The organism is Marinobacter aromaticivorans, assembly GCF_002806975.1.
GTDB classification, from domain to species: Bacteria; Pseudomonadota; Gammaproteobacteria; order Pseudomonadales; family Oleiphilaceae; genus Marinobacter; species Marinobacter aromaticivorans.
Genome location: NZ_NIHD01000001.1, coordinates 534,116 through 559,281 on the forward strand (window position 1 = coordinate 534,116; position 25,166 = coordinate 559,281).

Annotated in this window: 27 protein-coding genes; 15 read left to right on the forward strand and 12 right to left on the reverse strand. The window is 57.3% G+C overall.

Annotated features, from left to right (window positions below):
* Positions 1–235: 235 nt before the first annotated feature.
* Genes CDH48_RS02410 through CDH48_RS02435 form a run of 6 tightly spaced genes read left to right on the forward strand, consistent with a single transcriptional unit; the run spans position 236 to position 8,641 of the window.
* Positions 236–1,276: a rod shape-determining protein gene (locus CDH48_RS02410; protein WP_100687216.1), complete on the forward strand. Its 1,041-nt coding sequence runs from the start codon at positions 236–238 to the stop codon at positions 1,274–1,276.
* Positions 1,277–1,323: 47 nt separating this feature from the next.
* Positions 1,324–2,211, forward strand: coding sequence for a rod shape-determining protein MreC (gene mreC, locus CDH48_RS02415; RefSeq protein ID WP_227520894.1), 888 nt, complete (start codon positions 1,324–1,326; stop codon positions 2,209–2,211).
* Positions 2,211–2,687, forward strand: a complete 477-nt coding sequence (gene mreD / locus CDH48_RS02420) for a rod shape-determining protein MreD (RefSeq protein WP_100687091.1) — start codon at positions 2,211–2,213, stop codon at positions 2,685–2,687. Before mreC ends, mreD begins: the two co-directional genes overlap by 1 nt.
* A gap of 2 nt (positions 2,688–2,689) precedes the next feature.
* Entirely contained in the window at positions 2,690–3,292 is a 603-nt protein-coding gene (locus tag CDH48_RS02425) for a Maf family protein (protein WP_100687092.1), read from the forward strand.
* Complete coding sequence (gene rng / locus CDH48_RS02430) at positions 3,289–4,770, forward strand: ribonuclease G (protein ID WP_100687093.1); 1,482 nt, start codon at positions 3,289–3,291, stop codon at positions 4,768–4,770. The genes CDH48_RS02425 and rng overlap by 4 nt, the downstream gene beginning before the upstream one ends.
* A 49-nt stretch (positions 4,771–4,819) precedes the next feature.
* Entirely contained in the window at positions 4,820–8,641 is a 3,822-nt protein-coding gene (locus tag CDH48_RS02435; protein ID WP_100687094.1) for a YhdP family phospholipid transporter, read from the forward strand.
* A 27-nt stretch (positions 8,642–8,668) separates the two neighbouring features.
* Here CDH48_RS02435 and yjgA read toward each other — a convergent pair whose 3' ends face one another.
* The 12 genes from yjgA to CDH48_RS02495 form a co-directional block, all read right to left on the reverse strand.
* Positions 8,669–9,193: a ribosome biogenesis factor YjgA gene (gene yjgA / locus CDH48_RS02440; RefSeq protein ID WP_100687095.1), complete on the reverse strand. Its 525-nt coding sequence runs from the start codon at positions 9,191–9,193 to the stop codon at positions 8,669–8,671.
* Positions 9,194–9,215: 22 nt separating this feature from the next.
* Positions 9,216–10,577 carry a magnesium transporter gene (mgtE, locus tag CDH48_RS02445; RefSeq protein WP_100687096.1) on the reverse strand — a complete coding sequence of 454 codons (1,362 nt, stop codon included), beginning with the start codon at positions 10,575–10,577 and terminating at the stop codon, positions 9,216–9,218.
* A 105-nt stretch (positions 10,578–10,682) separates the two neighbouring features.
* The gene (locus CDH48_RS02450; protein ID WP_100687097.1) at positions 10,683–10,952 is read right to left on the reverse strand and encodes an HPr family phosphocarrier protein; all 270 of its coding nucleotides are present in this window, start codon (positions 10,950–10,952) and stop codon (positions 10,683–10,685) included.
* A gap of 6 nt (positions 10,953–10,958) precedes the next feature.
* On the reverse strand, positions 10,959–11,843 hold the full coding sequence (gene rapZ / locus CDH48_RS02455) for an RNase adapter RapZ (protein WP_100687098.1): 885 nt from the start codon (positions 11,841–11,843) through the stop codon (positions 10,959–10,961).
* Positions 11,844–11,872: 29 nt separating this feature from the next.
* Positions 11,873–12,343: a PTS IIA-like nitrogen regulatory protein PtsN gene (gene ptsN / locus CDH48_RS02460; protein WP_100687099.1), complete on the reverse strand. Its 471-nt coding sequence runs from the start codon at positions 12,341–12,343 to the stop codon at positions 11,873–11,875.
* Positions 12,344–12,427: 84 nt separating this feature from the next.
* A complete protein-coding gene (hpf, locus tag CDH48_RS02465; RefSeq protein ID WP_100687100.1) occupies positions 12,428–12,736 on the reverse strand; it encodes a ribosome hibernation promoting factor in 309 nt (102 codons plus the stop codon).
* 101 nt (positions 12,737–12,837) lie between these two features.
* On the reverse strand, positions 12,838–14,370 hold the full coding sequence (locus CDH48_RS02470) for an RNA polymerase factor sigma-54 (RefSeq protein ID WP_188437610.1): 1,533 nt from the start codon (positions 14,368–14,370) through the stop codon (positions 12,838–12,840).
* 185 nt (positions 14,371–14,555) lie between these two features.
* Positions 14,556–15,281 (reverse strand): LPS export ABC transporter ATP-binding protein, encoded by a 726-nt coding sequence (lptB, locus tag CDH48_RS02475; protein WP_100687101.1) that lies wholly within the window; start codon positions 15,279–15,281, stop codon positions 14,556–14,558.
* Between the two features lie 27 nt (positions 15,282–15,308).
* Entirely contained in the window at positions 15,309–15,836 is a 528-nt protein-coding gene (gene lptA / locus CDH48_RS02480) for a lipopolysaccharide transport periplasmic protein LptA (protein WP_100687102.1), read from the reverse strand.
* Complete coding sequence (gene lptC / locus CDH48_RS02485) at positions 15,820–16,440, reverse strand: LPS export ABC transporter periplasmic protein LptC (RefSeq protein WP_100687103.1); 621 nt, start codon at positions 16,438–16,440, stop codon at positions 15,820–15,822. Before lptC ends, lptA begins: the two co-directional genes overlap by 17 nt.
* 2 nt (positions 16,441–16,442) lie before the next feature.
* Entirely contained in the window at positions 16,443–17,018 is a 576-nt protein-coding gene (locus CDH48_RS02490; protein ID WP_100687104.1) for a KdsC family phosphatase, read from the reverse strand.
* Between the two features lie 47 nt (positions 17,019–17,065).
* A complete protein-coding gene (locus tag CDH48_RS02495) occupies positions 17,066–18,046 on the reverse strand; it encodes a KpsF/GutQ family sugar-phosphate isomerase (protein WP_100687105.1) in 981 nt (326 codons plus the stop codon).
* A gap of 267 nt (positions 18,047–18,313) precedes the next feature.
* Between CDH48_RS02495 and CDH48_RS02500 the strand changes: the two genes are divergently transcribed.
* From CDH48_RS02500 to hisD, 9 genes are all read left to right on the forward strand, one after another.
* On the forward strand, positions 18,314–19,126 hold the full coding sequence (locus tag CDH48_RS02500; RefSeq protein WP_100687106.1) for an ABC transporter ATP-binding protein: 813 nt from the start codon (positions 18,314–18,316) through the stop codon (positions 19,124–19,126).
* Positions 19,123–19,905 carry a lipid asymmetry maintenance ABC transporter permease subunit MlaE gene (gene mlaE, locus CDH48_RS02505; RefSeq protein ID WP_100687107.1) on the forward strand — a complete coding sequence of 261 codons (783 nt, stop codon included), beginning with the start codon at positions 19,123–19,125 and terminating at the stop codon, positions 19,903–19,905. Before CDH48_RS02500 ends, mlaE begins: the two co-directional genes overlap by 4 nt.
* A gap of 34 nt (positions 19,906–19,939) precedes the next feature.
* Entirely contained in the window at positions 19,940–20,389 is a 450-nt protein-coding gene (gene mlaD / locus CDH48_RS02510) for an outer membrane lipid asymmetry maintenance protein MlaD (protein WP_100687108.1), read from the forward strand.
* Positions 20,390–20,419: 30 nt separating this feature from the next.
* Positions 20,420–21,073 (forward strand): MlaC/ttg2D family ABC transporter substrate-binding protein, encoded by a 654-nt coding sequence (locus CDH48_RS02515; RefSeq protein WP_100687109.1) that lies wholly within the window; start codon positions 20,420–20,422, stop codon positions 21,071–21,073.
* Positions 21,070–21,378, forward strand: coding sequence for an STAS domain-containing protein (locus tag CDH48_RS02520; RefSeq protein ID WP_100687110.1), 309 nt, complete (start codon positions 21,070–21,072; stop codon positions 21,376–21,378). The genes CDH48_RS02515 and CDH48_RS02520 overlap by 4 nt, the downstream gene beginning before the upstream one ends.
* Positions 21,379–21,403: 25 nt before the next feature.
* The gene (locus tag CDH48_RS02525) at positions 21,404–21,646 is read left to right on the forward strand and encodes a BolA family protein (RefSeq protein WP_100687111.1); all 243 of its coding nucleotides are present in this window, start codon (positions 21,404–21,406) and stop codon (positions 21,644–21,646) included.
* Positions 21,647–21,674: 28 nt separating this feature from the next.
* Positions 21,675–22,937 carry a UDP-N-acetylglucosamine 1-carboxyvinyltransferase gene (murA, locus tag CDH48_RS02530; protein WP_100687112.1) on the forward strand — a complete coding sequence of 421 codons (1,263 nt, stop codon included), beginning with the start codon at positions 21,675–21,677 and terminating at the stop codon, positions 22,935–22,937.
* 29 nt (positions 22,938–22,966) lie between these two features.
* Positions 22,967–23,605: an ATP phosphoribosyltransferase gene (gene hisG, locus CDH48_RS02535; RefSeq protein WP_100687113.1), complete on the forward strand. Its 639-nt coding sequence runs from the start codon at positions 22,967–22,969 to the stop codon at positions 23,603–23,605.
* Positions 23,606–23,764: 159 nt separating this feature from the next.
* Positions 23,765–25,072, forward strand: a complete 1,308-nt coding sequence (hisD, locus tag CDH48_RS02540) for a histidinol dehydrogenase (protein ID WP_100687114.1) — start codon at positions 23,765–23,767, stop codon at positions 25,070–25,072.
* The last annotated feature ends 94 nt before the right edge of the window (positions 25,073–25,166 follow it).

The window sequence follows — 25,166 nt, forward strand, 5'->3', positions numbered from 1 at the left end:
GGATGTGCTCATAGCGTGTTTTGAAAAGCCTTCCCCGAATGGCCTTGCACTCCTGCAAAAAAACAAGCCAGGTATAGTAACAGATTAGAACACTGGCGGGAGAGGCCAACCGGTCGGGAAAATGCGAGAATAACAAGGCGCAAGGCCCGATGCTGCCTTGCCTGCCGGGGTGCTCACTGCTAAAGTTGCCGCATCTTTCCGCAACCGCAACTTTCAGGTTGAAACTACACGAATGTTGATTAAAAGACTCCGAGGCTTATTCTCCAGCGACCTGTCCATTGACCTGGGCACCGCCAACACCCTTATTTTTGTGCGTGACCGCGGAATTGTGCTGAACGAGCCTTCCGTCGTAGCTATTCGTACCAGTAACTCCCAGAAGATGGTGGCTGCTGTTGGCTCCGAGGCCAAGCGCATGCTGGGCCGTACCCCGGGGAATATTACCGCCATTCGCCCCATGAAAGACGGCGTAATCGCCGATTTTGTGGTTACCGAAAAAATGCTTCAGCACTTTATTCACAAAGTGCATGAAAACAGCTTCATCACCCCCAGCCCCCGGGTTCTGGTATGCGTGCCCAGCAAATCGACCCAGGTAGAGCGCAAGGCCATTCGCGAATCGGCCTTAGGGGCCGGTGCCCGCGAAGTGTTCCTCATTGAAGAACCCATGGCCGCCGCCATCGGTGCCGGCCTGCCAGTGGAAGAAGCCAGCGGCTCCATGATTGTGGACATTGGTGGCGGTACCTCCGAAATTGCCATTATATCCCTGAATGGAATTGTCTATGCAGACTCTGTGCGAGTAGGTGGTGACAAGTTTGATGAAGCCATCGTCACCTACGTGCGCCGCAACTACGGCAGCCTGATTGGCGACACCACTGCCGAGCGTATCAAGCATGAAATTGGCTGCGCCTACGAAGGTCTCGAAATTCTCGAAATCGATGTACGCGGTCGTAACCTGGCCGAAGGCGTGCCCCGTGCTTTCACTCTTAACAGCGAAGAAATCCTGGACGCACTCCAGGAATCACTGGCGCAGATCGTACAAACGGTAAAAAGCGCACTGGAGCAGTCGCCGCCCGAGCTGGCATCGGATATTGCCGAGCGTGGCATAGTGCTGACCGGTGGGGGTGCATTGCTGCGCGGTCTCGACAAACTGATCAGTGAAGAAACCGGCCTGCCGGTGATCATTGCCGAGGATCCGCTGACCTGTGTTGCCCGCGGCGGCGGCAAGGCGCTGGAAGTTATTGACCGGGGTGGCATCGGAATGTTCTCCCAGGAGGGATAATCCTTTGGGGAGGGATCGCCATTAAAACCATTTTTGTCCAGGGGCAGGTGCCAGGCCTCCGGCTTTTGCTTGTTATTATCGTATCGTTGGGGTTGATCGTTGCCGATCAGCAGTTTGAGCGTGTTACCCCGGTTCGCAGCACCCTGGCAACTGTTCTCACACCGGTTTACTGGCTGGGCAACGCCCCCTACGAGTTCAGCGACTGGGTATCGGGCCTGTTTACCACCCGCGAAGACCTGAAACAGGAAAATGAAGACCTGAAAGCCCGGCTGCTCATCCTCGAGCGCAGGGCTCTCAAGTATGCTGCCCTGGCCTCTGAAAACAACGAACTCCGTCGCCTGATGAACTCATCCGAGCTTCTTGATGACCGGGTTATTGTCAGTGAGGTGGTGGGCGTATCGCCGGACCCCTATTCCCATGAAATCATCATCAACAAAGGTCGCAGTGACGGCGTGCAGCCAGGGCAGGCGATACTGGATGCCCATGGCCTGATGGGCCAGGTAGTGCAGACCAGCCAGGTAACCTCCCGTGTACTGCTCGTCTCCGATAGCAGCCACGCTGTGCCGGTTGAAGTGGTGCGTAACGGGCTCCGGGCGATTCTGCTTGGCACCGGCGATTCCGGAACACTCGATCTCGTACACGTGCCGGATACGGCGGACATTCGCGAGGGGGATTTGCTGGTGAGCTCCGGCCTTGCCGGGCGCTTTCCAAGGGGTTACCCGGTTGCGGAAGTCAGCCTGATCAACAAGGAGCCCGGCGAACCATTTGTATCCATACGGGCCCGGCCCAAGGCAGAGCTTAACCAGAGCCGCCTTGTACTGGTGGTTTTCCCGCCGGAAAACGGGCCCCACGCCGAACCCGGTGCCGATCAGCGCCAACCGCAACCGGAACAACAGCCCCCCGCCACTGATTCGTCGCAGGAGGCGCAAGGCTGATGCTGTCTGTAATCAGTTACCCGGTATTTGTGCTTTCAGTGATCGTATCGCTGGTGCTGAGCATCTCCCTGTTCCCCGTAGGCTGGTTCGAGTTCCGGCCTGAATGGCTCGGCCTGGTGGTATTCTACTGGACCTTCCGGGCCCCGGCGCAGTTCGGCGTCCTGCTCGCATGGTGCCTGGGGCTTCTGCTGGATGTGCTTGAGGCAACGCCCCTGGGCGTGAACGCTCTGGCCATGGGGGTTATTGCCTTCCTGGTGCTCACGGTACACCAGCGCCTACGCATGTATCCCTTGCCGCAACAGTGCCTGATGGCCTTTCTGCTGCTGGGTATCAATCAGATGCTGGTGCACTTTATCAAACAGATGTTCGGAGGCGAGGATGCCGGCTTCAGCTACCTGTGGCCGGCACTGACCAGCGCCCTGATATGGCCCGTGTTCTCCATATTGATGGACAACATCAACCGGAAGCTGGGGTAGCCATGGCGGCCATTATTCTTGCCTCTGCATCGCCCCGTCGCTCAGAGCTGCTGGCGCAGATCGGCGTTCCTTTTTCGGTTCAGCCAGCACACATTGACGAGACTCCGCGCACAGCAGAGCGGCCCGCAGCCTATGTTGAGCGCCTGGCGCGGGAGAAAGCTCTGGCGGTGGCGGCAGCTTTTGCCGGCGATCTGGTCCTGGGCTCAGATACCTCAGTTGTGCTGAACGGGGTCATTCTGGGCAAGCCGGTTGATGGCAAGGAGGCCATGGCGACTCTCGGTGCCCTCTCCGGCACAACACACCAGGTAATGACAGCGGTTGCACTGGCCCGGGGCAATCACTGCGAGTCCCGGCTGGTCACCACCGAAGTCACCTTCCGTGGGCTGACGAAGCAGGAGATCGCGGCTTATGTGGCATCAGGAGAACCCATGGACAAGGCCGGGAGTTATGGAATCCAGGGTCTTGGTGGTATTTTTGTGAAGGAACTGAAAGGGAGCTACAGTGCGGTTGTCGGCCTGCCGTTGCAGGAAACAGCCACCCTGCTGGCTGAGGCCGGTTGCCCTGTATGGAAACACTGGCCGAGTAGTCGGGAGAGCCAATCATGAGCGAAGAAATTCTGATCAACGTAACACCGGTTGAAACCCGGGTTGCGCTGGTCGAGAACGGTATGCTGCAGGAAGCCTATATAGAACGCGCCAGCCGTAAAGGTATTGTCGGTAATATCTACAAAGGCAAGGTTGTTCGGGTGCTTCCGGGCATGGAAGCAGCCTTTGTGGATATAGGCCTGGAAAGGGCTGCCTTTATTCATGCCTCCGATGTGGTTTCCAGCCATGCGGGCGCAACCGAGCCGGCTGAAGGGCCAAAAACCGTGCCGGATATACGTACCCTGCTGCGTGAAGGCCAGTCCCTGGTGGTGCAGGTCACCAAGGATCCTATCGGCACCAAGGGCGCTCGCCTTACAACCCAGCTTTCCATTCCGTCCCGCTATCTGGTCTTTATGCCGGAGGTCAGCCATGTGGGTATTTCCCAGCGCATTGAGGATGAAGCGGAACGCACCCGCCTGAAAAGTCTCGTGGAGGAAGGTGCCGCGGCGCATCCTGAAGTGCAGGGCGGCTATATAATTCGCACGGCGGCCGAGGCTGCGTCGCCGGAAGAACTGATGGGGGATATGAATTATCTGCACCATCTCAGCCAGTCCATACAAGAGCGCATTGAAAAGGTGGAGGCACCGGCAGCCGTATACAAGGATCTGCCACTGTTTATCCGCACCATCCGTGATCTGATCCGGCCACAAACCGAGAAGGTGCGCATCGACAGCCGCGAAAGCCACCAGCGGGTCATGGAGTTTGTCAACGAGTTCGTGACTGAATTTGCCGACAAGGTGGAATACTACCCGGGTGAGCGGCCAATTTTTGATCTTTACTCGGTAGAAGACGAGATCCAGAAGGCGCTCAGCCGAAAGGTTCAGCTCAAGTCCGGTGGTTATGTGATCATTGATCAGACCGAGGCCATGACCACCATCGACATCAACACCGGTGCCTTTGTGGGCCACCGCAATCTTGAAGAAACGATTTTCAAGACCAACCTGGAAGCGGCCCGTGCCATAAGCCGGCAACTGCGTCTGCGTAACCTGGGTGGCATCATCATCATCGACTTTATCGACATGGAAGACCCCGAGCACCAGCGCCAGGTGCACCGTATGCTGGAAAAAATGCTCGAGCGGGATCACGCCAAAACCAAGATTACCGGCGTGTCCGAACTGGGGCTGGTTGAAATGACCCGCAAGCGCACCACCGAGAGCCTGGGCCAGGTGCTGTGCGAGCCGTGCCCCATATGCGATGGCAGAGGCTTCCTGAAAACCAGCGAAACCGTGTGCTTCGAGATTTTCCGGGAAATCCTGCGCATCAACCGGGCTTACGACGCAGAAAGCTATCTGGTTATGGCTTCCCAGAGTGTGGTTGATCGCCTCCTGGACGAAGAAGCCGACAATGTTGCGGATCTGGAGACCTTTATCGCCAAAACCATCCGGTTCCAGGTAGAGCCGTTCTACAGCCAGGAGCAGTACGATGTTGTTCTGCTCTGACTCCGGGGCGACTCGCCGGCCCCCGGCCTGATACAGAGAGACGCGCCGGATGCCCGCCTCCGAACGCCATTCACCTTTGCCGGACAAGCGCCGGGCGAACCCGCCTGTGCGCTTGATGGCGTGGTTTACCAGCACCGTGTGGTGGCTGCTTCTCATTGTTCTGGTGCTGTTTGCGCTGTATGCCGGCATTGGCCGGCAACTTACCCAGAACGTGGATGCCTTCCGGGATGACCTCGCCCGTGAGCTCTCCACCCGCCTGGGGCACGACGTGCACATTGGCAGCCTTTCGTCCCGCTGGTTCTGGCTGGATCCCTCCTTCACTGCGCAGGATATAGAAATAACCAACCCGGATTCCGGGGTGCAGGTGTTGAGCCTGCAGCATCTGACCATCCGCTTCGATGCCCTGGCATCGCTGATGCGTTTCAGGATTGTGTTTGCAGATTTCGAGGGCGACGGACTCGAGCTCACGCTGAACCAGAAGAGCAGTGGTGATGTGACTGTTCGGGGTGCGGAGTTTCCCGAGCCCCTCAATAATCGCCTCCGGTACTGGCTGGACCTGGCCGGCAAATGGCTGTCCGACCCCTACATCAAGGTGACCCGCGTAAATCTTGGAATCCGGGATAACCAGGGCCAGCTTCGTCACATTGATATTCCCCAGCTTGATCTGGTTTACCGGAAAGGCCTGTTCAGGGCCTCGGGGCGCGCCATGCAATCCGCCACCACCCAGCAGCTTGCCAGCTTCGTACTGGTGGGAAAACGGTTCTTCCGGGGCGATTTCAGTGGCCAGCTCTACCTGGATGTGGATTCCGGGCGACTGTTTGACGGGCTGATTGATGAGTACCAGTGGCGGGACATCCGGGTTGAAGGCTTTGATCTGGGCGGCGAAGCCTGGCTCACCTTCCGCGAAGGCATTTTACAGCAGGTCAGTGGAACCTTGAGGACGCCGTACCTGCAGCTGGGTGTTGACGGTGAGTCCCTGGCGCCACTGGAGGATATCAGTGCACGATTCGGCTGGCGTCGTCACCGCTCGGTGATGGAAGCGCAGGAGATGGCAGGCACAGACGGAAAGCCTGATAAAGCCCGGGAGACGATTGGTGAGTGGCATCTCAAACAGCTCGCCTGGACCTGGGACGGGGATGAAGTGTCGCCATTCAGTCTGAAACTGGTCCCCGGGCCGGAAGGCATCACCCTGACGGCCGATGCCATGCCACTGCGCCCTTTAAGGCGCCTGGCCGGCACGCTACCGCTTTTGCCAGCCGTCGCCGGTGATGCGCTCGAAGACTATCGGCCAACGGGTTTTCTCGACGATGTAACAGTCCGCATTCCGGGAAGCGGGGAAAACACGTTTGAGTTCTCCGGCCGGCTCCGGGATGTCGGTGCCGCCGCCCATGCCGGGGCGCCTGCAGCAGATGGCGTCTACGGGTTCATATACGTGGACCAGAATGCCGGCTATGTTCGTGCCCGCAACGGTTTGCGGCCGGTCACCCTGTCATTCCCGGAACTGTTCAGCAGTGAGTGGTCGTTTCCGGAACTCTCGGCCACGGTGGCCTGGCGTCTGGAGGATGATGTTACCCGGGTTTATGCCGACGACATACGCCTGAGCTACGGTGAGGGCACACGCCTGGAGGGCGCCTTTGACCTGAAACTGGACCAGCAGGGTGAAGACAACCTTGGCCTCCGCGTCGCGGTAGCCAATGGTGAGGCCTCCATGCTGGCCGCCTTCGTTCCCCGAAAGATTGTGGATGCAGATCTTTACGGCTGGTTGACCACGGCAATCACCGAAGCCCGGGTTCCATCCGGTGTGTATTATGGCCATGGCCCGATCGGTGAAGGTGTGGCGGCGGGCTCCTTTGTGTCCTCCATGTGGTACGAGTTTGAGAACGCACGGGTGCGCTACGATGACCAGTGGCCGGAGGTAACCGATGCGCGCGGGCGCGTTGCGATTCACAATGGTGATACGCGCGTATCGCTGGAGGCCGGAACGACCGGGGGGCTGTCGCTTGACCCAAGTGTGATTACCGTGACCCCCGGCGACGAGGGGGCACTCGTACATGTAGACGTATCGGCGCCTGTGCCGGCTTCTTCCATAGCTTACTGGATGGATAACAGTCCGTTCGGGGATATGGCGGGGCCCGAAGCCGCCCGCCTGACCTACGGCGGCGATTACCAGCTCGATCTTGCGCTGGACCTGCCACTGCAGAATATGGATGCGTCCGTGGTGGAGATCGGTGTCCGTACCACGAACGGATCAGTAGAGTACCCCGAAGCCGGCTTGCGGTGGCACAGTATTTCCGGTGCCCTGACTTACCATTCGCGCAGTGGGTTTTCCGGCCCCCCTCTGGAGGCTGTATTTCTGGGGGAGCCTGTGACAGTGGCGTTCAGCCAGCCCTCCCCGGATCAGTCCGCCAGTGCAGACGCCTTCCGAATCCGGCAAACCGGCACTTTGCACATACCGGATGCGTATCGACAGGCTGACATTATCCCTGCGCAACAGGAGGAAAACGGCGGCGGCTCCGACCAGAGCTGGTTCGGGCTCAAGGGTAAGGTTGACTATGCGGCTCAGCTGGATGTCGGAGCAGAAGGCGTGTCCGGAATCGTCATCAGCTCCAGCCTGGAGGGACTAACCATTGACTGGCCGGGACCCTTCGCCAAAGAAGCAGGCGAGGCTGCCCCGCTGGTCGCAGAACTGGATACCCGGAATGAAGCCGGCCTGGGGATTTCCGCTACCTGGGAAAATCGCGCAATCTTTGATCTGCTGCGAAAGGATACCGGGGTGGAGATGACCTTCGAGGAGCTCTATCTGGGCGGGCAGACCCTGACGAATATCGATCTTGAGGCCCTTGATCTTGGCGATCGCTGGGTGGTAACGACTCGCTCGGAGCGTGCTGTGGGCCGGCTTGTCCTGCCCGATGACGGCGACCTTGTAACAGCCGATTTCGAGGTATTGCGCCTGATGCGCGATGAAAACGGCGGCAGTGATGCGCCTGACCTGCTAACCATAGAGCAGCAGCTTGAAGCCTTCCGCGCCATGGATATGGCGAGCTGGCCAGACGTGGATATCACGATATCGGACCTGCAACTGAATGACGACAGCCTGGGGCGCTGGTCGTTCCATCTGCGGCCAGAACACCAGAAGCTCAATATCACCGGCATAGAAGGGCGCCTGAAAACACTTACGCTGCTGGGGGATATGACCTGGAGCGTTGTGAACAACAGGGAAACCACCCGGTTTTCCGGTTCGGTGAATGGTGGTGCACTGGCAGACCTGGGTGATCTCTGGGGTACGGAGATTCCGTTGTCCAACAAGCAAACCAGCATTGAGTTTCAACTGGACTGGCCCGGGCGCCCTGACGAGTTCGAACTGGCAAGCCTGGATGGCGACGTCAGCCTCCGGCTGGACGACGGGGTGATTCTGGAGCGCAACAACAGCGCACAGATATTCCGTATTTTCAACCTGCTCAACGCCGACACCCTCTGGCGCCGGCTCAAGCTGGACTTTTCAGATCTTTATGAGCGCGGCGTTGCCTTCGATGCGATCTCCGGCAAGGCGCATCTTGATGATGGCTTGTTGACAATGGACCCGGAACTTCAGGTGGTGGGGCCTTCAGGTGCTTTCAAGATCAGCGGCAGCACCCATCTGGTGAGTGAGGTTCTGGATATGCGTCTGGTGGTTGTTCTGCCACTGACACAGAACCTGCCACTGGCCGCTTTGCTGATGGGAGCGAGTGCCCCCATCGGCGGCGCCCTCTTTGTGCTGGACAAGGTGCTTGGCGACCCCCTGAGCAAACTCACCAGCGCCAGCTACACCGTCAGCGGCACCTGGGATGATCCGAAAGTGGATCTGCGCAAGGTGTTTGATAACGGAAATTAGCCGGTCGCCCGGATTGCGGGATCGCGGTCAGGCTTCCGCTTCATCAATGCACTCCCGCAGGTAGCGGAACAGCTTGCGGGCCTGCCCGGTATTTTTCTGTTTATCCACATCCTTGCGGGCATTTCGCACAAGATTACGCAAATGCTGAATGTCTGCACCGGGGCAATACGAGTAAAATTCACCGGCTACCGAATCGCCTTCCTCTATCATGCGGTCACGCCAGCGTTCAGCCAGGTGGTGGCGGCGGGTATGTTCCTCGCTGCCTGAGTCGAAGGCCTCAATAGCCCGCTTCAGAGCTTGCGGGTCCTCTTCCTGCCGGAGAATCTTGCCGATATATTGAAGATGCCGGCGTTTGGCTTCGTTCTGCCGGATTCTGCGGGATTCCTCAATGGCGCTTCTCAGGGTGTCGCTTATGGTGAGTGTGTCCAGCTGCTCGTTGCTCAGCTCCAGCATGCTCTTGCCGATATCCTGAAGCGCGTGCATTTCCCGCTTCAGTTGGGATTTGCTTGGCCCGGCGTATTCCGGGGCCTCGTCTTGATTGCTGTCGATCATGAATACATCCGGAATGTTGGGTTCAGGCGTAAAAAATAGTGGCAAGGCCAAGGAATGACATAAAGCCAACCACATCAGTAACGGTTGTCAGTATAACGCTGCCCGCCAGGGCCGGGTCGATATTACGGGATTTCAGGAATAACGGCAGTACCGTGCCGGCCAGGGCTGCGGCAACCAGATTGATGATCAGGGCCGCTGCAATGATTGCACCTATCAAAACGTCCTGAAACCAGGCCATGGCTGCTGCCGCTACAACGGCGGCCCAGAGTATGCCGTTGAGAATACCCGAGAGAAACTCCCGGTTCAGCAGCCAGCCCACATTGGCGCCGGTGATCTGCCCCACGGCCATACCCCGGATAACCAGCGTAAGGGTCTGGCTGCCGGCGATACCACCCATGCTGGCCACAATGGGCATGAGCACGGCCAGGGCAACCACCTTGGCTATGGTGTCCTCAAACAGACCAATGACGGCCGAAGCCGTGAAAGCCGTGAGAAGGTTCACACCAAGCCAGATCGCCCGGCGTCGGGTGGTCTTCCAGACCGGGGCAAAGGTATCCTCGTCGTCATCAAGGCCCGCCATACTCATTAACGAGTGGTCTGCATCTTCCCGGATCACATCCACCACGTCATCGATGGTGATGCGCCCGAGCAGGCGGCCCTCCTCATTTACCACCGGCGCGGAAATCAGGTCGTAGCGCTCAAACAGCGTGGCCACCTTGGTGTCGGAGAGGGCCACCGGTACCGGCTCGATGTCGGTATCCATAACTTCCCTGACCGTTGCCGCCTGGTTGGAGACGAGCATCTTGGTTATCGGCAACATGCCGATAAACTCGTCGCGCCGGTTCACCACAATCAGGCTGTCTGTCATCGGCGGCAGTGCACGGTGCCGGCGCAGATAGCGCAACACCACATCAATGCTGATCTCCGGGCGCACAGTAATGGTGTCCGTGTTCATCAGGCCACCGGCTGTGTCCTCCGGATAGGACAGAACCTCTTCAACCCGCTGCCGGTCCTGCTCGTCCATGGCGTCCAGAACTTCCTGGATGACCTTGTCCGGCAGCTGCTGCAGAAGGTCGGCAAGATCGTCGGATTCAAAGTCCTCGACGATATCGGCCAGTTCCTGAGCGTTCAGCCGGCTCAGGTATTCGGCCCGGATGTCCTCGTTGAGGTACTGGAGAACATCGCCTTCCAGCTGTTTGTCCACCAGGTTCCAGAGCAGGGCACGCTGGCGTGGTGGCGAGGATTCAAGCAGGTGGGCAATATCACTGGGGCTGAGGCCGCCGTTGAGAATACGGGAAACCTGCTTCAGCGCACCCGTGTCCAGCGCTTCACTCAGTGAGCGTAAGCGTTGGCGGGCCTGGCTTTTTTCCGGCATATCGGACATGAATCACCTGCAGTCAGAAAACTGCCGTATTATAACGGAGTTAGCCGGCGCACGTGAGAATGAGTTGAAAGAGCGTGCGGTAAAAACGCGCTGAGGGCTGAATGCCTATTCGCCTTCGCCGAAATAATCGTTGATCAGGGCGGCGAGGGCTTCGACAGCCTCTTGTTCATCCGGCCCATCGGCCACAAGCTCCACTTCAGTACCCTTGCTGGCGGCGAGCATCATAACCTGCATGATGTTCTTGGCATCCACTTCACGGCCTTTGCTGCGGACTTTTACCGAGCTGTCGTACTCCGAAGCGGTGGCAACCAGCTTTGCCGTAGCCCGGGCGTGCAGGCCAAGCTTGTTAACAATAACAATGGGGCGTCGTATCACGGCAGGTCAGATCTCTTTCCGGGCCTGTAAATGCGGCAATTCGCTATGGCGAACCTGAACGTTGCTGCTTTGCTTGCCAAAATGCTTGCCCAGCTGTTCGCATACATAGACTGAGCGGTGCTGGCCGCCAGTGCAGCCAATGGAGATCGTCATGTAGCTGCGGTTACTGTCGGCAAACGAGGGGATCCAGGTTTCCAGAAAGGCGATAAGGTCATTCACCATTCTGCGGCTTGCCGGCTCTTTTTCGAGAAACTCGATAACCGGCTGGTCTGTGCCGGTAAACTTCCGCAGGCTGGTATCCCAGTAGGGGTTGGGCAGGCAGCGCACATCGAATACAAAATCGGAATCCAGCGGCACGCCGTGCTTGAAGCCGAACGACTGGAACAGAAGCGCCAGCTCCTGATCCTTGCGGCCGGCAATACGCTGCTTCACCATATCCCGAAGCTCGTACATCGACAGCCCTTTGGTGTTGATGTACAGATCAGCCAGCTTGGACAGTGGTTCCAACAGATCTTTCTCGCTGGCGATGGCCTCCCTGAGTGAGGTTTTGCTGTTACTGAGCGGATGTTTGCGGCGCGTAGCGTGAAATCTCTGCAGCAGTGACTGCTCGTCGGCATCCAGATAAATGATTTCCACCTGGATATCTGCCTTTCGCAGCTTGCGGTATATTTCTTCAAAATTGGCCAGTTCGGCAGACAGGTTACGGGCATCTATGCTCACCGCCATCTTGTCGAGCCGCCCCGGCGCACTCTGGTCAGCCGCCTCCCGCGTCAGGGGGAACAGAAGCCCGATAGGCAGGTTATCAATGCAGTAAAACCCCAGGTCTTCCAGTACGTGAAGGGCGGTACTCTTGCCGGATCCGGACCGGCCACTGACGATGATCAGCTTCATGGTGAAACAGCCTGTTGCCAGAGTGGGTGTCAGCCGCTTGCGGCGGTCATACTTCGGTAAAGCGCTTGCGCATCCTCGCACTGCCGGAGGCGGTCGCAGAACGAACGTTCGTTGAATTTTTCAGCCAGCTGGCTCAGTAACTCAAGGTGCTCACTGGTGGCTTCTTTCGGGACAACAAGTGCAAATACCAGATCCACCGGCTGATTGTCTATCGCGTCGAACTCTACCGCCTCTTCCAGCGTCATCAGTACGCCAATAACCCGTTCAAGCCCTTCCAGGCGACAGTGTGGAATAGCAATTCCCTGGCCGATTCCGGTGCTGCCGAGCCGCTCCCGTGCAATCAGGTTATTGAAGATCTGGTTTTCGCTGACAGTCTGGTAATGCTCCCGGATCTGCTCGGCAATGAACTCCAGAGCCCGCTTTTTGCTTGACGCTGGCACCTTGCACAGCGTGAGTTCCGGTGCAAGGATGTTGTCTATTGTCAGGGTTGTGTCGCTCATGAATCGACCGTGCTTCCGTTAAAAAAGCTGCGACACGTCGCCCGTGCCGCAGCCTGATTAGATGACATGCCTGAAAACAGTCGCCTAGCGGGCGATGTTTCCCTGCATCCTGTCCACATTCTTCTCTTTATGCTTGATGATCTGTCGGTCAAGCTTGTCCACGAGGCCATCGATAGCCGCGTACATGTCTTCATTTTCCGCCTTTGCGTGAATCTCACCACCCACCACGTGAAGTGTAGCATCCGCGATCTGACGAACTTTATCCACTTCCAGAGTGACCTGACAGTTACTGATGTGGTCGAAGTGCCGTTCCAGTCTCTCGAATTTTTCGGACACATAGTCCTTCAGGGCGGGAGTCAGTTCTACGTGATGGCCTGAAATGTTGAGTTGCATAGACGTCTCCTGTTGTCATCCGTTCCGGCTGCATCAGCCGGCCTGAGTGCTGACGCATGACTGCGCCCGCGAATTTCATGTATAGCTGAACAGCCTGTGTTTCAAACCAGGCGCTTACGCTCGTTCGAGGGCGGAATGTGCATCGCCTCGCGGTATTTTGCAACCGTGCGCCGCGCCACTTTGATTCCCTGTTCCCCCAGCATGGCCGCAATCTTGCTGTCACTCAATGGCTTTCTGGGCGTTTCTGCCGCCACCAGTTTTTTGATCATGGCGCGGATAGCCGTTGAGGAGCATTCGCCGCCTTCGTCGGTGCTTACATGGCTGGAAAAAAAGTACTTCAGCTCAAAAATGCCCCTGGGTGTGTGCATGTATTTCTGCGTGGTTACACGGGAAATGGTGGATTCGTGCATTTCCACAAGCTGCGCAATGTCCGAGAGAATCAACGGCTTCATCGCCTCTTCCCCGTGGTCAAGAAAACCCTGCTGGTATTCCACAATACGGGTTGCAACCTTCAGCAGTGTCTCATTGCGGCTCTGCAGGCTCTTGATAAACCACTTGGCTTCCTGAAGCTGGTCCCGTAAATAGGTGTTGTCAGCGCTGCTGTCGGCCCGCCTTATTAATGAAGCATAGCTGGCATTGACGCGAATGCGCGGGGCAATTTCCGGGTTGAGCTCCACACGCCAGCGGCCATTATGTTTGCGCACGATCACGTCGGGTATCACGTAATCCGGTTCGGTGCGATCAATGATATCGCCCGGTTGCGGGTTGAGCCCGGTAATCAGCGCAAGCACATGCCGGAGCTGGTCCTCTTTCAGGCGGCTGCGGCGCAACAGCTGGGCATAATCACGGTTGCCCAGCAGGTTTATGTAGTGGGTAATAACAAGCCGGGCCTGCGCCAGCCAGGGGGTTTCCGGCGGCAGCTGGTTGAGCTGGATCAGCAGGCAATCCTGAAGGTCCCGGGCAAACACCCCGGGCGGATCAAAATGCTGTAACCGCCGCAACACGGCCTCTACTTCGTCCAGTTCCAGGGGGTCTTCATCAGAATCGTCTGCCAGCCCGGCGTAGATGTCTTCAACGGGGCTGGTCAGGTAGCCACGCTCATCCACGGCATCCAGCAACGCGTGGGCAATGGCCTGGTCACGTTCGCTCAGGGGGGTGAGGTTCAGTTGCCATTCGAGATGATCACGCAGGGTTTCGCTGGGCGAATTGCGGGTCTCGAAATCGTGATCGCTTTCGTCGTCGTTGCGCGTGGCAGGAGCCGGGGCAGACTGGTAAACGTCTTCCCAGGCGGTATCAACCGGCAGATCGTCAGGCAGAGTGTCGGGAATTTCGTTTTCAGACTGCCAGTCCGGGCCGTTTTCATTTTCGTCCCAGTCGGCAGCAGAAGAATCCGTGACTGTATCTGCAGAGGTCTCGTCTGGCGCAGTGTCCTGATTCTGCTCGGCGTCTGGTGTTGCCGATTCTGCCTGGTCGTCCTCGGCAGTTTCCAGCAGAGGGTTGGAGTCGAGCGCCTCCTGGATTTCCTGTTGAAGGTCGAGGGTCGATAACTGCAGAAGCCTGATCGCCTGTTGCAGCTGGGGCGTCATTGTCAGGCTCTGACCCAGCTTTAATTGTAATGAGGCTTTCATAACCATCGCTCAGGATCCGTCATTCATACCTGCTTTGAGTTGCTTGCGTCGGCCAAAAAATCTTTATATGCCGGCTACTTGCTGACAATCAGCAATAGCCTAGCAAGTTCTTTGCCGAGTTTACTTGCTCCGGGTCAGCAAAACAATCGCGCGGGTAGCCGGGCGGCTCGAAAACCGGCTGTGGCGAGTGGTTACATGTGAAACTCATTGCCAAGATACACCTCTTTGACCTGCTGGTTGGCAAGAATGAGTTCCGGCTTCCCGGACGCGATAATGTGCCCGCCGGATACGATGTAGGCGTTCTCGCAGATATCCAGGGTTTCGCGTACGTTGTGATCGGTAATCAGCACGCCAATGCCCTTGTCCCGCAGATGGCGGATAATCTGTTTGATATCACTGACAGAAATAGGATCTACGCCGGCAAACGGCTCGTCCAGCAGAATAAAAGCCGGCTCCATCGCCAGGGCCCGGGCTATTTCCACCCGCCGCCGTTCACCGCCGGAGAGCGCCATACCCATGCTGTCCCTTATATGGGTAATGTGAAACTCTTCCAGCAGTTGCTCGAGTTTTTTCAGGCGCTCCGCACGGCTCAGGTTCTTGCGGGTTTCCAGAATCGCCATGATGTTATCCCGCACCGAGAGCTTGCGGAACACAGAGGCTTCCTGCGGCAGGTAACCTATGCCTTTGCGGGCGCGGCCATGCATGGGAAGCGACGTGATGTCCTGGCTGTCGATGGTTACGCGGCCGTTATCTGCATTGACCAGCCCTACAATCATGTAAAAGCAGGTTGTTTTGCCGGCCCCGTTTGGCCCGAGCAGGCCGACGATTTCACCACTGCGGATTTCCAGCGAGACATCAATAACCACTTTTTTCTGCTTGTAGCTTTTCGCCAGGTTGCTCGCTCTGAGAACTGCCATCGGATTCCTGTGTGCTGTAATCAGCTGTTATTTGGAGGAGGTGCCACGGGGCTGGATAACCATTTCCACCCGGCCTGTGCCGTCACCGGTATCTTTGCCGCCTTCCGCCGTAACCACCCGTTGTTCGGTGTCGTAATGAATGATATCGCCGCGGAACACGTTACCATTCTGCTCAATCACCGCGTCCCGTTCAAAGGTGAGCTGTTTGTCCGTTGCCGACCAGGTAATATTCCGGGCTTTGGCATCGGTCTCACCTTCGCCGCTGGTAACCGGCTGTTGATAGTGGGCAGGGGAGCCGGTGGCTTCAATGCGGCTGAGGCCGTCGGCGCTCCGGTACAGAACCACCTTGTCTGCCGTCAGCCGCGTTTTCCCCTGCACCAGTTCTACCGAACCTGTATAGGTGGCAATGCCCTGGCCGTCGTCCAGGCGAGCGCTGTCGGCGCCGACCGTTATGGGTATGTCGGAGTCCAGATCAAAAGCCAGAGCCTGGCCGCCGGAGCCGGCAGCCAGAATCAGGGCCAGTACCCTGGGAATCATGTTATCTGACGGTTTCATAGCGTCCTTCTACCTGGGAGTTAAGTTCCAGAATGCGGTCGTCGATCCATGCTTTCATGCCCTTTGCCCGGGTTGTACCAACACTGTCGGTAATTTCCACCCGGTCATCGGTGTATACCGTACCCTTGTTGTTGTCGAGGGTCAGGCTTTCGGTCTTCAGCGTTGCTTCCCGTTCACCAATGGTTCGCACCACCCGGACATTACCGGTGAGGTAAAGCAGGTCGTCATCCTGTTGCAGGCTGCCGTTCTCGGCATTGAGAATCCACGGCCCCTCGCCGGTGTCGCTGAACAGTTCTGCCCGGGGTGATTGCATATTGGCAATATTGCCTTCTTCGAACTGTTCGATGCGCGGGCTGGTAAAAACAATCTTGCGCTGGCCGTTTTCATCGTAAGACGTGTAGCGGCCATTGACTACAAAGCCGTCCGGCTCTGCATCCCCCCGCAGTTGCCTGGCATCGCTGTAACTGGTAACGGCCGGCTCGTTGCTCTGCCACAGCAGGAACAGGGTGGCGGCGACAGTAACAGCCAGTGCCAGCATGCGAACCCGGGGTTTGTTTGTAAGCGTCAGCGTCGATACCCAGCTGCTTTTTGTACTTTCCGCCATGGTCATGGCTCCAGGTAGGGCATCAGCGTGGCGTTCAGGTGGCCGCCGGCGGTCAGCAGCAGGTCGCACAACTCGCGCACCGCGCCGGCGCCGCCGCTGGCCCGTGTGCAGTAATCAGCATGCTTGTGCACCAGCCAGTATCCGTTGGGAACCGTAACCCCGAGGCCTGCGTAGCGAATGGCGGGTAAGTCGGGCAGATCATCGCCCATGTAGGCGATGGCGTCCGGCGCAACACCCAGTGTGCTGACCAGTTCCTGGAGGGCAACTTTCTTGTCTTCCCGCCCTTGCATCAGATGCGGGATTTTAAGGTCTTTCATGCGTTTTTCAGTCAGCGGCGAATTGCGCCCGGTAATGACCGCCACGGTGATTCCCGCTGCCATAATCTGCTTCAGCCCAAGCCCGTCCAGAATATTGAAGCCTTTCAGTTCATCACCCAGGGCGCTGAAGTAGATTTTGCCATCGCTCATAATGCCGTCGACATCCAGGGCCACGAGTTTGATGCGCGCGGCTTTTGCCAGCAACACTTCTGGCCAGGTATCTGCCAAAGGGCTGCGTAACCCGGCCTTTACATCCGCCATAAGATCATTCTTCCTGTCACCCCGTGTATCGCACCCTGGACCGCACCTTATATCACTCCGGCGCGAAGCAGATCATGCATGTTGATGGCGCCAACCAGGGCGTTGTTATGATCAACCACCGGGAGTGCGCTGATTTTTAGGCCTTCCATCACGTTGAGGGCTTCTGCTGCCAGCTGGTCCGGTTGAATGGATCGGCCATTGCGGGTCATGACATCCCTTATGGGGGTATTATGCACATCAATGGACTTGTCCATGGTGCGGCGCAGGTCACCGTCTGTGAAAATGCCGGTCATGGTGCCACTGGCGTCCACCACCGTGGTCATACCCAGCCCCTTGCGTGATATCTCCAGCAGGGCACCACTGAGGGGCGTATCTTCTTTTACAATGGGGATGCGCTCACCGGTGTGCATGATATCCGAGACCCGCAGCAGCAACCTGCGCCCCAGGCTGCCGCCGGGATGGGAAAATGCAAAGTCTTCTGCGCTGAAGCCCCGGGCTTCCAGCAGGGCCACTGCCAGGGCGTCACCCATAACCAGAGTTGCCGTGGTGCTCGAGGTGGGTGCAAGGCCCAGCGGGCAGGCCTCGGTTTCAACGCTCACATCGAGATTGGCCGTGGCTTCTTTTGCCAGTGTGGACGCGGGATTGCCGGTCATACTGATCAGCGGTGCACCCATGCGTTTTATAAGGGGCAGAATGGTGACCACCTCGCTGGTGTTGCCGCTGTTCGAAATCGCAATAACCACATCCTGGCTGGTGATCATGCCCATATCGCCATGGCTGGCTTCCCCCGGGTGAACAAAAAAGGAGGGGGTTCCGGTGCTGGCAAGTGTGGCGGCAATCTTGTGGCCTATGTGGCCGGATTTGCCCATGCCGGTTACTACAACCCGGCCCTTGCATGCCATGATAACCTCACAGGCACGTATAAAATGATGGTCGATACGGCCTTCCAGGGCACTGATTGCGTCACGTTCAATGCGAATGGCCTGAAGAGCGGAGGTTTGGAAGTCGTATGCTTTGTGTTCAGTCATTGGGCAGAGAGCCTGTTTTCTCGCTGTAGATTGCTGTGTAAAAAGACGGGATTGCCATCAGGTGAGGGGAGTATATCATTTCCCGCCAGCACAGCAGTCTGGTTACGGCAAGTTAAGCACAGTGATCGTTGAAACTGATCATTGCTATCAATTCATTTTGGGAACCTTTGATTGAGCTTCAGGGCTCCTTGGCATAATGTAGCCGCTCTCTGGAAGCCAAGTGCCAGACGATGAAAGCTTGAGGCTGTGGGCTTAAAGGTAAGGACTATGGGTTTGCGCTCGTACATTTCGTTGAAGGATGTTGTATTTTCCCGTTCCGGGCGTCGTATTTTTAACGGTGTCACCATGGATATTCCCCGCGGGAAAATTACCGCCGTCATGGGGCCCAGTGGCAGCGGGAAAACCACGTTACTGCGGCTGATTGGTGGTCAGCTGAAGCCGGACTCCGGCAGTATACTGGTGGATGGTCATTCAGTTCCGGATCTGCGCCGCAAGGAGCTTTATTCCCTGCGGGAAAAAATGGGCATGCTGTTCCAGAGTGGTGCTCTGTTTACTGATCTGAGCGTCTACGAGAACGTTGCTTTCCCCATGCGAGTGCACACCAAACTGCCGGAAGACATGATTCGTGACATCGTGCTGATGAAACTCGAGGCTGTTGGCCTGCGTGGCGCCCGCAAACTGATGCCATCGGAGCTTTCCGGCGGCATGAACCGGCGTGTCGCCCTGGCCCGCAGTATTGCGCTGGATCCGGAACTGATCATGTACGATGAGCCCTTTGCCGGGCAGGATCCGATAGGTATGGGTGTGCTGGTGAAACTGATTCGTGACCTCAACAGTTCCATGGGGCTGACCAGTGTTCTGGTGTCCCACGATGTTAAAGAATCCCTGAGCATCTGCCATTACGCCTGCATCATCGCAGACGGCAAAGTGATCGGCACGGGTACGCCCGCCGAATTGCAGGATCATCCTTCCGAGCAGGTACAGCAGTTTCTGCAGGGGCTCCCGGATGGGCCTGTGCCATTCCATTATCCGTCCTCCAGGGCCGGCGAGGACTTCGGGCTTGCGGGAGACGCCTCATGATCGACAGAATTGCCTCCCTCGGGCGCACCGGGATAGATCTGGTTCTGTCCTTCGGCCGCGCCGGTCGCTTCCTGGCGGGTGTGCTGTCCGGTGTTCCGCGCCCGGTAACCGGTTTCCCTCTGTTAATGAAGCAGCTGTACTCGGTTGGTGTACTATCGCTGGCGATTATCGTGGTTTCCGGGTTGTTCATTGGCATGGTTCTGGGCCTTCAGGGCTACACCATTCTCAGTGATTTTGGCTCCGAGGCCGCTATCGGGCAGATGATCGCCCTGACTCTGGTGCGCGAGCTTGGGCCCGTTGTGACCGCACTGCTGTTTGCCGGGCGTGCAGGCTCGGCTTTGACTGCCGAAATTGGCCTGATGAAGGCAACCGAGCAGCTCTCCAGCATGGAAATGATGGGTGTGGACCCCCTGCGCCGGGTTATTGCCCCCAGACTCTGGGCCGGCTTTATAGCCATGCCGGTGCTGGCTGTTATCTTTTCCATGGTGGGTATCTGGGGCGGTATGCTGGTAGGCGTGGAATGGCTCGGGGTTTTTGAAGGTTCCTACTGGGGCAATATGCAGGCCTCCGTGGATTTCCGGGACGACGTGATAAACGGCGTAATCAAGAGCGTGGTCTTCGGTTTTGTCTGTGCCTGGATCGCGGTTTATCAGGGTTATGACTGTGTCCCTACCTCTGCAGGCATCAGCTCGGCCACCACAAAAACAGTGGTGTACTCTTCGCTGGCTGTACTGGGGCTGGATTTTGTGTTGACTGCCGTAATGTTCGGCAACTTCTGATTAACGATTGGCGAAATAATACCGGGAGCCGGAAATGAACCAAAGAACGACGGATATTACAGTTGGCCTGTTTATGCTTGCCGGGTTGGCTGCGCTGCTGTTTCTGGCGCTGCAGGTAAGCGGGCTGTCGCCGAAATCCGCCGAGAGCACCTACGTTGTTTATGCGGATTTTAACGATACCGGGGGGCTTACTCCCCGTGGCAGGGTGTCCATGGCCGGTGTCACCATAGGCAGTATTGATTCCATCCGCCTGAACAAGGAAACCTTTCAGGCCCGTGTTGCCATGTCAATTCATTCCGACGTGGACAACATACCTGCAGACAGCGCCGCAGTGATACGTACATCCGGCCTGCTGGGTGAGCAGTATATTGATATATCCATTGGTGGAGAAATGGAATCCCTGAAACCGGGCGATACCTTCTATTCCACCCAGTCCGCCATGAACATTGAGCGGCTGATCAGTAATTTCGCTTCTGGCAAGTAAGCCAGCGGCAAACGGAACAGGAGAAGCCAGATGAGCGCATTAACGCAGCGATTGTTTCTTGCCCTGGTAGTAATGGCCCTGAGCGTGACCTCCGTTCAGGCGGGCGAGGCAGAAGATCTGCAACGGTACGTTGATGATAATACCCAGCGGCTGGTAGACAGGCTCAATGCCGAGCGTGGGCTGTATGAGCGTGATCCGGAGGCCTTCTACCGGAAAATGGACGAGGCCCTGGAAGGTTTCGTCGACTTTCGCCGCATTGCAGCCCGGGTCATGGGCCGCTATGCCCGCCAGACAACCCCTGAACAGCGGGACGAGTTTGTGGTCAGGTTCAAGCGCAGCCTGTTTGACAGCTACGCCCAGGCGTTGGTCAGCGCCGACGATTTCACCATCAGGGTTAACGATGCCACGATAAATCCCCGGGATGACAACCGCGCCTCCGTAACCATGGAAGTGATTACCGCAACGGGCAACCGCCATTCCGTCACCTATTCCATGTACCGCAAGGAAGACAGTGACTGGATGATGGAAAACATAATTGTTGAAGGTGTGAATATAGGTCTGTCCTTCCGGGACCGCTTTGCCCAGGAAATGGAAGCCAACCGCGGGCAGATCCAGGCGGTGATTGACGGGTGGAGCGACGCTGTGAAATCCCTCAATCTGGAAGATGAACTAAATAAATCATGAACACTGAAACTCCCCGGGCGCAGCTGGAGGCGGGCGTGTTGTCCGTCTCCGGTGCAATCGATGCCCACAATGTCGTTCCCTTGCGCGCAGAGGGTGAACGGCTGATCAGGACCGCCGGTGACAGCCTGACAGTGGATCTTGCAGGCTTGTCCACAACGCACAGCGTCATTTTGTCCATGCTCCTTTGTTGGAGCCGGCTGGCAGAAAAACAGGGCGTTTCCCTGACATTTAAAGGCGCGCCGGAACGGCTCGTTTCCCTTGCCGCTTTGAGCAATCTCGAGGATTGGTTACAATCCCGCCCCTGATTTACAAAATACCCGAGGATTTATTATGGATGCCGCCCAAGTCACCGAACTGGTCAAAGAAGCACTGCCCGATTGCGAAGTGCAGGTACAGATCGACGGTAATCATTATATGGTGGTAGCCATAGGTGACGTTTTTGAAGGCCTGTCGACCATTAAGCGGCAGCAGCTGATTAACAAGGCGCTGTTCGAGAAAATCATGGATGGCACCATTCACGCCCTTCACCCCAAAGCCTTTACACCGGCTGAATGGGCTGCGCGCCAGGGCTGAACTGCTCCCACACGACAGGATTATTATTGTGGACAAACTTTTGATCCGGGGCCGCAAACCCCTGGACGGCGAAATCCGTATTTCCGGTGCAAAAAACGCCGCGCTGCCCATTCTTGCCGCAACCCTGCTGGCGGATGAGCCCGTGACGGTTGGCAACCTGCCGCACCTGCATGACGTGACCACCATGATCGAGCTGCTGGGCCGCATGGGCGTGGAGCTGATGGTTGATGAGAAAATGAGCGTGGAAATACACGCCAACACCATCAAGCACTTTCACGCGCCCTACGAACTGGTTAAAACCATGCGCGCCTCCATTCTGGTGCTGGGCCCTCTTGTGGCGCATTTTGGCGAAGCCGAAGTGTCCCTGCCCGGAGGCTGTGCGATCGGTAGCCGGCCAGTAAACCTTCATATCCAGGGCCTTGAGCAGATGGGCGCGGATATCAAAGTGGAAAATGGCTACATCAAGGCCAAAACCAACGGCCGCCTGAAAGGCGCCCACATCTTTATGGATACGGTAACGGTAACGGGTACCGAAAACCTGTTAATGGCAGCAACCCTGGCTGAAGGCAAAACCATTCTGGAAAACGCAGCCCGCGAACCGGAAGTGGTGGATCTGGCCGAATGCCTGATCGCCATGGGGGCAAAGATTACCGGGCACGGCAGTGCAACCATCGAAATTGAAGGCGTTGAGCGCCTGCACGGCTGCCACTACGACGTACTCCCAGACCGTATCGAAACCGGTACCTACCTGGTGGCTGCCGCTGCAACCGGGGGGCGGGTGAAGCTGAAAGACACCCGTGCGGACCTTCTGGATGCCGTGTTGCTCAAGCTGGAAGAAGCCGGCGCCCATATAACCTCCGGCCCCGACTGGATTGAGCTGGACATGAAAGGCCAGCGCCCGAAAGCCGTCAACCTGCGCACAGCACCGTACCCGGCATTCCCGACCGATATGCAGGCCCAGTTTGCGGCCATGAACGCGGTAGCAGAGGGTACAGGCACCATCGTCGAAACCGTATTCGAAAACCGCTTCATGCACTTGCAGGAGCTGATCCGCATGGGCGCGGATATTACGCTGGAAGGCAATGCCGCCATTATCAAAGGGGTTGATCACCTGACCGGCGCGCCGGTTATGGCCACCGACCTGCGGGCCTCCGCCAGCCTGGTTATCGCCGGCCTCATGGCCGAAGGCGATACCATTGTCGACCGCATTTATCATATCGACCGTGGTTACGAGTGTATTGAAGAAAAACTGCAGCTGCTCGGCGCCAGCATCCGCCGCCTGCCGGCGTGACAGACACAAACGGGGAACCGCAAAGACCCATGACAGATTCCATTACCATCGCTTTGTCGAAGGGGCGAATCCTGGAAGAAACCCTGCCATTGCTGGCGGAAGCCGGCATTGAGCTGATTGACGATATCAAAAAATCCCGCAAACTGGTGTTTTCCACCACGGACCCGAATGTGCGGGTGCTTGTTATCCGCGCCACCGATGTGCCCACCTATGTGCAGTACGGTGGTGCCGATCTGGGCGTAACCGGTAAAGACGTGCTGATGGAGCATGGCGGTGATGGGCTCTATGAACCCCTGGATCTGAACATTTCCCGCTGCCGTTTGATGACGGCGGGCCCCAAGGGGAAGACCCCGCCTGCCGGGCGCATCCGGGTGGCAACCAAGTTCGTGGATATCGCCCGTCGTTATTACGCAGCCCAGGGCCGGCAGGCCGATATCATCAAGCTTTATGGTGCGATGGAGCTGGCGCCGATTCTCGGGTTGGCCGACGAGATCGTTGATATTGTGGATACCGGGAATACTCTGAAAGCCAATGGCCTGGAGGCGCGGGAGCTGATTGATAATATCAGCACCCGGTTGGTGGTGAACCGTGCGTCCATGAAGATGAAACATCAGCAGATTAACCCCATCATTGAGAAGATGGCGGCGGCTGTGGATAAGCGCCGCTAGGGTTAAATCAAGCATTGTGCAGGAAGAGCTTTGAGCGTTAACTCTTGCGTATGTAGCAGTTGGTGTTTGAACGCTCTTCGTGAACACTTCCACGGGCCCGGGAGTAGCCACGTACAGCGTCTAAATAGTAAATCTATAATCCAAAGCAGGATTTAAGCAATGACCCTGAACATCAAAAGGTTGAACGCTTCCCAAAGTGACTTCGACAGTGAACTGGCCACGCTGTTGGCTTGGGATGACAGTGTTGATCATCAGGTGAACGAGTCGGTGCGTCATATCCTGCATGAGGTGAAAACCCGTGGTGATCAGGCGGTTCTGGAATTCACTGAGAAATTCGACCGGCTGAATGTTGGCAGTGTTGCAGAGCTGGAAATGAGTCAGAGTCGCCTGCAGCAGGCTCTGGAAGCCATTCCTCAGGATCAGCGCGTGGCGCTGGAGCAGGCTGCGGATCGGGTTCGGGATTATCACGAGCGTCAGAACCAGAAGTCCTGGCAGTACAAAGATGAAGACGGCACGGTGCTGGGGCAGAAGGTGACGCCTCTGGATCGGGCGGGGCTGTATGTGCCGGGTGGCAAGGCGGCTTATCCTTCTTCTGTGCTGATGAACGCCATTCCTGCGAAAGTGGCTGGTGTGAGCGAGGTCATCATGGTGGTTCCCACTCCGGATGGCGTAGTGAATGATCTGGTGCTGGCCGCCGCGGCCATTGCTGGCGTTGATCGGGTATTCACGGTAGGCGGAGCCCAGGCCGTTGGCGCGCTGGCCTATGGTACGGAAACCATCCCGGCTGTGGATAAAATCGTAGGCCCCGGCAATATTTTTGTAGCCACCGCAAAACGGGAAGTGTTTGGCACCGTAGGCATCGACATGATCGCCGGGCCCTCGGAAATACTGGTGATCTGCGACGGCAAAACCGACCCCGACTGGATCGCCATGGACCTGTTCTCCCAGGCCGAACACGACGAGCAAGCCCAGTCCATCCTCATCAGCCCGGATGCAGGCTTCCTCGATGCGGTAGAGGCGAGCATCAACAAACTGCTGCCCACCATGGAGCGCGCCGACATTATCCGCACGTCCATGGCCGACCGCGCGGCTCTCATACAGGTTGCAGACCTCAGCGAAGCAGCAAAGGTATCCAACCGGATAGCGCCCGAACACCTGGAGCTGTCTGTGGAAGATCCGGAAACCCTGCTGCAAGAAATCCGCCACGCCGGCGCCATCTTCATGGGTAGGTACACAGCCGAAGCTCTGGGCGACTACTGCGCCGGCCCGAACCACGTGCTGCCCACCAGCGGCACGGCCCGGTTCTCTTCGCCGTTGGGTGTTTACGACTTCCAGAAGCGCTCATCGATCATCGGTTTCAGCGCCAAAGGTGCTGACCGGATGGGGCGGGTCGCTTCGGTTTTGGCGAGAGGTGAGGGGTTGACTGCCCACGCACGCTCCGCTGAGTATCGGGTTAAAAACGATTAGTCTTACAGTCAGTTTGTGCATGGTTAGTTCTGGTTTTTGTACCTCATATGGGGTTTTAACCGGAAGCTAAGAATATATCACCGTAGCCTGCAGG